6 protein-coding genes are annotated in these 7,578 nt (G+C 45.5%); all 6 read right to left on the reverse strand.

The window, feature by feature from the left end; translation table 11 throughout:
- Positions 1-70 precede the first annotated feature (70 nt).
- Positions 71-952 (reverse strand): SDR family oxidoreductase, encoded by an 882-nt coding sequence (locus QZY09_RS03505; RefSeq protein WP_295668082.1) that lies wholly within the window; start codon positions 950-952, stop codon positions 71-73.
- 35 nt (positions 953-987) lie between these two features.
- On the reverse strand, positions 988-1,767 hold the full coding sequence (locus tag QZY09_RS03510) for an enoyl-CoA hydratase/isomerase family protein (RefSeq protein WP_295668085.1): 780 nt from the start codon (positions 1,765-1,767) through the stop codon (positions 988-990).
- 3 nt (positions 1,768-1,770) lie between these two features.
- The gene (locus QZY09_RS03515) at positions 1,771-3,594 is read right to left on the reverse strand and encodes a long-chain fatty acid--CoA ligase (protein ID WP_295668087.1); all 1,824 of its coding nucleotides are present in this window, start codon (positions 3,592-3,594) and stop codon (positions 1,771-1,773) included.
- A 25-nt stretch (positions 3,595-3,619) separates the two neighbouring features.
- Complete coding sequence (locus QZY09_RS03520) at positions 3,620-4,795, reverse strand: acetyl-CoA C-acyltransferase (protein ID WP_295668091.1); 1,176 nt, start codon at positions 4,793-4,795, stop codon at positions 3,620-3,622.
- 25 nt (positions 4,796-4,820) lie between these two features.
- A complete protein-coding gene (locus QZY09_RS03525) occupies positions 4,821-7,202 on the reverse strand; it encodes a 3-hydroxyacyl-CoA dehydrogenase/enoyl-CoA hydratase family protein (RefSeq protein ID WP_295668094.1) in 2,382 nt (793 codons plus the stop codon).
- A 30-nt stretch (positions 7,203-7,232) separates the two neighbouring features.
- On the reverse strand, positions 7,233-7,578 hold a 346-nt coding region (locus tag QZY09_RS03530), incomplete at its 5' end, for a DUF2147 domain-containing protein (protein WP_295668097.1).

A 7,578-nucleotide genomic window follows, 5' to 3' on the forward strand; every position in this document is an offset into this window, starting at 1 on the left:
AAAGCACACTAAATAAATAATATAAATTTTATGCCACCGGCCAGACATTTTCGTCTAACCGGTGGTTTTTTTATGCCTTCCGGGTAGACTGTTCAATGCTGTCCCACATTTTATCAGGTACCATTTCAAGCGCGTTAAACTGACCGGCTCCCTGCAGCCATTCCCCGCCATCAATTGTGATCACCTCGCCATTAATGTAGCCCGAAAAATCGGAAACAAGGAAAGCAGCCAGGTTAGCCAATTCCTGGTGTTCGCCTACACGTTTTAGTGGAACACGGTTTTTAAAATCGAATTTTTGTGCCATTTCGCCTGGCAGTAACCTATCCCAGGCGCCTTTTGTTGGAAATGGCCCTGGCGCTATCGCATTGCTGCGGATGCCATGCCGGCCCCACTCAACCGCCAGCGACCTTGTCATGGCTAAAACGCCGCCTTTGGCGCAAGCTGATGGAACTACATAAGCTGATCCTGTAAAGGCATAGGTAGTTACGATATTGATGATATTACCCGGTCGTTTTTCGCTGATCCAATACTTGCCCAGGGCCAGCGAGCAATTCACGGATCCCTTTAGCACAATATCAATGATAGCCGAAAATGCATTTGCCGACAAACGCTCAGTAGGGGAGATAAAGTTACCCGCAGCGTTATTCAGCAGGGCGTCAACCCCTCCAAACGTTTTAACGGATTGGTTGAGCATGTTTTCAACTTCCTCATATTTCCGCACATCACAGGCAACCGCCAGTACTTTTCCACCGGTGGCGGCTTCCATTTCGGTGGCAGTTTGTTTTAATACATCCAGTTTACGGCTGGTGATCACCAAGTTGGCCCCTAGCTGTAAAAAATAAGTGCCCATGGCTTTGCCAAGGCCTGTTCCACCACCTGTTATGATGATGGTTTTTCCCTTCAGGGCGTCCTCTTTTAACATGCCACCGGCAGGTTGCTGTTTTTGTTCCATTGCGTGTTTTGTTTATCGATATTAAGCCTTTCGGATCATTTTTTTGGAGCAGAACTTCTTGCTTTTAAGTTTTGGATGATCACTTCAAGCGTGGCTCTTGTTTCGGGAGCCCACCATTGTTTCAGCATCTGGCTGAGCGTAGTGCTTTGATCAGTATTTGAATCGCTGATCAGTTCCTGCCGCAGGTTTAACTTGCTCTGGCTCCACGTAACCGCGTTAAACTGCATATACATTTTTACCTTCTTTTCCGCCTGTGCCAGCAGGTCTTCGGCGTGGCAAACTTCATCTATCAGGCCGATTTGAAGGGCTTCATTCACTTTAATGAGTTTTCCCTCTAACAGAAATTGATAGGCTTTTTGTTTGCCGATCCAGAATGCATAAACTTTAAAGATACTTTCGGGAACAATGATGCCTACCGGAATTTCATTTAAGCCGATGATGTATTCTCCTTCAGCCATTAAACGGTAATCGCAGCAAACCGCCAGTACACATCCGCCTGCCGGGCTATGCCCGCTTAGCGCAGCGACCATTGGCTTTTTAAAAGCGATCAGCGCGGATTGCAGGGCGAAAAAATCTGTCCAGAATGACTTTGCTTGTTGTGCATCGTACCCGTAAACTTCCATCAGGTCGGCGCCGGAGGAGAAAAAGCCCGGTTTTCCGGTTAATATTACTCCGCCAACCTGGTCGTCATTTTCAAGGTCTTTTATACAGGCCGTTAGTTCCTTAACCATTTGGTGGTTGATAGGGTTGGAGCGGCCCCTGTCGAGGGTAATTACAGCGACCTTTTCATTTACAGTGAGTTGTATAGTTTCCATCGTTTATTTATCGGGGTTTGAAGCTAAATCTATTTGATCCCCATACATTTCTTCTATAGCGCTATTGTATTTTTCGGTGATGATCTTTCGTTTCATTTTACCTGTTGGGGTTAGTTCGCCGCTATCAACCGTCCATTCATCCGGAAGGATGGTGAATTTCTTGATCTGTTCAACATGGTTAAATTCAGGGTTAAAACCATCAATAATTGTCTTATACATCGCAATTACCCGGCTGTCTTTAACTATTTCTTCATTTGGCAGATCAGGGATATGATTTTTTTTGCACCAGGGAACCAGGTTGGCGTATGAAGGTACGATCAGCGCGGCTGCAAACTTTTTCCCGGCCCCAACCACCATCATTTGTTCAATAAAATAATTTTCCTTCATTTTATTTTCGATGGGCAAGGGTGCCACGTATTTGCCCCCGGAAGTTTTGAAGATTTCCTTTTTACGGTCAGTGATTTTCAGGAAGGAATCTTTATCCAGCTCGCCAATATCACCGGTATGGAACCATCCGTCCTGTATTACTTCCGCTGTTAATTCCGGGTTTTTATAATAACCAACCATCAAATTGGAGCCCTTACAGAGGATCTCGCCATCGTCGGCAATTTTTACCTGCACATCGCCCAATAATGGGCCAACCGTACCAAATTTCCTTTTTTCGGGAATATATTGGTTAACGGAGATGACCGGAGAAGTTTCGGTAAGCCCGTATCCTTCTAAAATAACGATCCCGGCAGCGGTAAATATCCGCTCCAGCCGGATAGGGCAGGCAGAACTGCCAACAACAATAGCCTTTATGTTTCCACCCAATGCCGCGCGCCACTTGCTGTAAACCAGTTTATCGGCGATGCCATGGATGAATTTATACCAGGCACTCTTACCATTCAAGTCGAAGTGATCGGCGATCTTAATCGACCATAAAAATATTTTACTTTTTATCCCGCTTAATTTTTTACCCTCGGCAATGATCTTTTCAAACACTTTTTCAAGCACCCGGGGCACAGCGGTAAAAATATAGGGCTGCACTTCCTTAATATTAGGGCCGATGGTATCCATGCTTTCAGCGTAATAGATGGAAAAGCCGAAGAAAAGATAGATATAAGAGCACATTTTTTCAAATATGTGGTTCACCGGCAAAAAGCTGAATGCACGGCGCTCATCAATCGGGATTTGCGCAAGCACATCGCCGGAGGCCATAGCGTTGCTCACAATGTTTTTATGCGTAAGCATCACCCCTTTAGGCCTGCCGGTAGTGCCGGAGGTATAAATAATGGTGGTGATGTCATTTTCGTCGATCTTGTTGCTTATGTCCAGCAGATTCTTTCTTTGATCTTCTGTTACGGGTTTTAGCAGTTCGGTCCAGTTGGCGCAATCTTGCAACTGATCGAAAGTATAAATAGCTTTAAGCGAGGGGATATTTTCGCGAATGCTGTTTACCTTTTCATACAACTCCCGGTTACTGATAAACATGATCTTTACTTCCGCTTCAACCAGGATCTGTTCAATTTCTTTAGCATTGGTGTTGGGGTATAAGGGCACCAAAACTGCACCCGTTTGCTGCACGGCCAGATCGGTAATGATCCATTCAGGCCTGCCGTTGCTGATCAGGCCCACTTTATCGCGGCCCTCAACTGTACCATCCCCTTGTGAAATACCATATTTCAACAGCGCAATGGCTAACTGGTAAACCATATCATGTACCTGTTGCGTACTATATGATTGCCAAACGCCATTTACTTTGGCATTTAAAAGATCGGGCCTGGGTTCTTTTGCCTGCACCGCCATGCAATCGAATAATCTTAGGGCTTTTTCTGCTGTTGCCATTTTTGATGAATAATACCTCGTTTAACTATAATAGTTCAAAAATTCCGGCGGCCCCCTGGCCGGTACCAACACACATGGTTACCATGCCATATTTTTTATCTCTTCGTTTCAGCTCATTAAAAAGCTGGACAGAGAGCTTCGCGCCGGAACAACCCAGCGGGTGGCCCAAAGAGATCGCCCCGCCATTTACATTGATGATTTCCGGGTTAAGTTCCAACCCTTTTATTACAGCAAGCGACTGGGAAGCAAAAGCTTCGTTCAGCTCAATCAAATCAATATCTTTTTGTTTTAAGCCAGCAGCTTTTAATACTTTTGGGATCGCTTCCAGCGGGCCGATACCCATAATGCGCGGTGGCACGCCTGCGACAGCATAATTTACCAATCTGGCAATGGGCTTCAGGTTGTTCTGTTTTAAAAACTTTTCGCTAACCACCATCACAAAGGCTGCACCATCGCTTGTTTGCGATGAATTGCCGGCTGTTACCACGCCTTTGGCATTAAAAACAGGCTTTAGTTTGGCTAAGGCATCTAATGAGGTATCGGCACGCGGCCCCTCGTCAGTGTCTACCTTAAATTCTCTTTTTTTCTTTTTGCCCGCTTCATCTACATAGATCTCGGTGATGGTCATTGGCACAATCTCATCCTTAAACTTGCCGTTTTTTATGGCGTTTATTGCTTTTTGATGCGAATTGAATGCAAACTGATCCTGTTCTTCCCTGCTGATATGATATTCTTTTGCCACAGCTTCGGCCGTAAGCCCCATGCCCCAGTAATAATCAGGGTGCGCCAGGGCAACATCAGCATTAGGCACTATCCGCCAGCCGCCCATGGGCAGCAGGCTCATGCTTTCCACACCGCCGGCTATAATGCAATCGGCAATGCCGCTGTGTATTTTGGCAGATGCTATTGCGATGGTTTCCAAACCCGAGGCACAATACCGGTTAACGGTCATACCTGGAACTTTATCGGTATCCAAAGCCATTAAGGAGATCAGCCTTGCCACGTTAAGGCCCTGTTCAGCTTCGGGTGTCGCGTTGCCTACAATCACATCCTCTATTTGCTCCTTATCCACATTTGGTACCGTGGATAAAAGGTGTTTGATAACGTCAGCAGCAAGCGTATCAGGCCTGGTAAATCTAAAACCACCACGACCGGCTTTCCCGATAGCACTGCGGCTGGCTGCAACTATATATGCGTTCATTTATCTTAAATTATTCGGTTAAAAATTAGTTTCTAAGCACTTTACCACCGGTAAGGATGGACTGGATGCGTTCGAGTGTTTTCTTCTCGGTACAAAGGGAAAGAAATGCCTCTCTTTCCAGGTCAAGCAGGTAGGTTTCGCTCACCAGCGAGGGTTGCGACAAATCGCCGCCTGAAAGCACAAAGCCCAGTTTTTGCGAGATCTTGACATCATGTTCGCTGATGTAATTGCCACTGTACATCGTATTTGCGCCAACATAAGCGAGGCCCAGGGCCTGTTTACCCAACACTTTAATGTCAGTTCGCTGAACCGGCTGTGTATAACCGTCTTCGGCCATTTGCAGGCAATGGCGTTTAGCTTCGGCAAGCAGCCGGTTTTGCGAAACCACCACTACATCCCGCCCTTTTTTAAGGTAGCCAAATTCAAAAGCCTCGTAAGCCGAAGTAGATACTTTGGCCTGCCCGATGGTTAAAAACCGCTCCCTGAAATTATTTACTTCAATATCCCCGTCCTGCAATTCGTCTGACAGGCGAAGGGCAAATTCTTTTGTTCCACCGCCACCGGGGATCAATCCTACACCGAATTCAACCAAACCCATATACAATTCAGCATGGGCGACAACCTTATCAGCATGAAGGCACATTTCGCAGCCTCCGCCAAGGGCCATTTGGTGTGGCGCGACTACTACCGGGATGGATGAATAGCGGATGCGCATCATCGTATGCTGGAATGCTTTGATAACCGCGTTCAGTTCATCAAACTCCTGCTCCACCGCCATCATAAATATCATCCCTACATTGGCGCCCGCACTAAAATTGGCGCCCTCGTTGGAGATCACCAGGCCTTTGTAGCCTGCTTCAGCAAGTATAATGGCTTTGTTGATGCCTTCGATCACTTCGCCGCCTATCGTATTCATTTTGGTGTGGAAAGCCAGGTTCAGGATGCCATCGCCGATATCGGTAATGGTACTGCCGCTGTTTTTCCACACGGTATTTGTAGCAGTGATATTTTTTAGTAAGATAAAATCTTCCGTACCCGGGATTACTTTATAAGCTTTTGAAGGAATATCATAGTACATCCGCTTGCCATTCTCAATCGTATAAAAGCTTTTCGCTCCCGATTCAAGCATCTCATAAACCCATTTTGCAGGTTTATTGTCACTTGCTTCCATCTGCTTTACAGTGTCTTCTACACCCAATGCGTCCCATTTTTCAAAGGGACCCATTTCCCAGCCGAAACCGGCATTCATGGCGGCATCTATTTTGTAAAGTTCATCCGCAATTTCGGGTATGCGCTTGCTCGAATAGGCAAAAAGCTGGAAAGAAGTAGCACGGTAAAAATCGCCTGCTTTATCTTTTGATGCGAACAATATTTTGAGGCGATCTTCTAATTTTTCAACTGTTTTGGTCGTCTCCAAAGCAGCAAATTTTACTTTTTGGGATGGCTTGTAATCCAGTGATTTCAGGTCGAGCGCATAAAACTGGTTTACGCCGTCCACTTTTTCTTTCTTATAAAAACCCTGCCCGGTTTTGCTTCCCAGCCAGTTATTGGTAAGCATCCTGTTTACAAAATCAGGAATCTCAAACAGTTCATTTGCTTCATCATCCGGCGCATTTTTAAATAAACCGTTGGCAACATGCACCATCGTATCCAAGCCGACAACATCATTGGTGCGGAAAGTAGCTGATTTTGGGTGACCGATAACGGGGCCTGTCAGTTTATCCACTTCTTCAACAGTCAACCCGGTTTTTTGTACGTAATGCAGCAGGCTCATGATACTGAAGACGCCGATACGGTTACCAATAAATGCAGGCGTATCTTTAGCTAATACAGTTGTTTTGCCCAGGAATTTCTCGCCAAACTCCAATAAAAAGCTCACCACATCGGGGGAAGTATCCTTTGTGGGAATGATTTCAAGCAGCTTTAAATAGCGAGGCGGGTTAAAAAAGTGGCTCCCGCAAAAGTTTTTCCTGAAATCTTCGCTGCGGCCCTCTGCCATTAAATGGATAGGGATGCCCGAGGTGTTTGATGTGATCAGCGTGCCTGGTTTTCTGAATTTTTCTACTGATTCAAATACAACCTGTTTGATATCCAGGCGTTCAACTACCACTTCAATTGTCCAATCGCATTCAGCAATTTTGGGCATATCATCCTCAAAATTGCCGGTGCTTATCCTTTTGGCAAATGATTTGAGATAGATAGGCGAGGGGTTTGATTTTAAGGCGAACTCCAAGGCATCATTTACAATTTTATTGCGGGCTTTTTTATCTCCGGCAGGTGCATCTTTTGGCACAATGTCCAATAAAAGTACCTGGACGCCAATATTTGCAAAGTGGCAGGCGATACGGCTACCCATCACGCCCGACCCTAATACTGCTACTTTTTTTATTACTCGTTGAGCATTCATTATACTATGCTTGTTATGTTTTATACTGATTTATTCAACCCGCGACCAGGTGGTGGTGCGGCCGAAAAGTGAAATCCCGATGTACCCACGGATGGCGAGCGTTTTACCTTTATAAGTGATGTTGCAGGAGTAGGTCTTCCCATTAAGCGGGTCGTAAATGGTACCGTCGGTATATTTAATATCGCCGTCTTTTACAAAATCGGATAAAACCTGTAAGCCAAGCCGTGGCCTGCTGCGGAGATTTGGATCTGCATTTAAACGATCCACCTTTGGTTTACCGTTCTCTAAAGGCTCCTTTAACCATATCACTTTCCCATAAAATTTTCCATTGCTCGCTTTCGTGATCAATACTTTGGCGCTTTTAATATCATTGTAC

Origin of the sequence: uncultured Mucilaginibacter sp. (genome assembly GCF_903913935.1) — a bacterium.
Taxonomy (GTDB): domain Bacteria; phylum Bacteroidota; class Bacteroidia; order Sphingobacteriales; family Sphingobacteriaceae; genus Mucilaginibacter.

Bases quoted from the DNA above. Each gene is read 5' to 3' on its own strand.
- QZY09_RS03505 (WP_295668082.1), bottom strand. From the start codon at position 952: ATGGAACAAAAACAGCAACCTGCCGGTGGCATGTTAAAAGAGGACGCC.
- QZY09_RS03520 (WP_295668091.1), bottom strand. From the start codon at position 4,795: ATGAACGCATATATAGTTGCAGCCAGCCGCAGTGCTATCGGGAAAGCC.
- QZY09_RS03525 (WP_295668094.1), bottom strand. From the start codon at position 7,202: ATGAATGCTCAACGAGTAATAAAAAAAGTAGCAGTATTAGGGTCGGGC.
- QZY09_RS03510 (WP_295668085.1), bottom strand. From the start codon at position 1,767: ATGGAAACTATACAACTCACTGTAAATGAAAAGGTCGCTGTAATTACC.
- QZY09_RS03515 (WP_295668087.1), bottom strand. From the start codon at position 3,594: ATGGCAACAGCAGAAAAAGCCCTAAGATTATTCGATTGCATGGCGGTG.